At 30.9% G+C, this 320-nt stretch carries 1 protein-coding gene; it reads left to right on the top strand.

Annotation, left to right across the window (positions count from 1 at the left end; all coding sequences use genetic code 11):
• Positions 1–220: 220 nt before the first annotated feature.
• A partial coding sequence (locus V7147_RS00780) for an HU family DNA-binding protein (protein ID WP_438824522.1) occupies positions 221–320 on the top strand: 100 nt, incomplete at its 3' end.

Raw genomic sequence — 320 nt, 5'->3', positions numbered from 1 at the left:
ATGATAAGCTTTTTACAAAAAAATATAGGTTTTTTGGTTAAATATACATAAAAAGGTAAAGTTTCTGTTGAAATATATTGAATTATGTCTAATTATCGTTTATTATAAGGCATGTTAGCATCTAGCTAACGTAGGAAGATACTTGATGACATAAGGCTTAATAAGCAATGAATGATCATTCATATGATTTGGAATCTTCATTCGGGAGGAGGTGAATGTCATGAACAAAACAGAATTAGTTAACGCTGTAGCTGAGAGTGCTGAACTTTCAAAGAAAGATGCTACAAAAGCTGTTGATGCAGTTTTTGAATCTATCCTTG

Source organism: Bacillus sp. JJ1521 (assembly GCF_036965165.1).
GTDB lineage: Bacteria > Bacillota > Bacilli > Bacillales > Bacillaceae_L > Ferdinandcohnia.
This window is presented reverse-complemented; position numbering and strand designations above follow the sequence as displayed.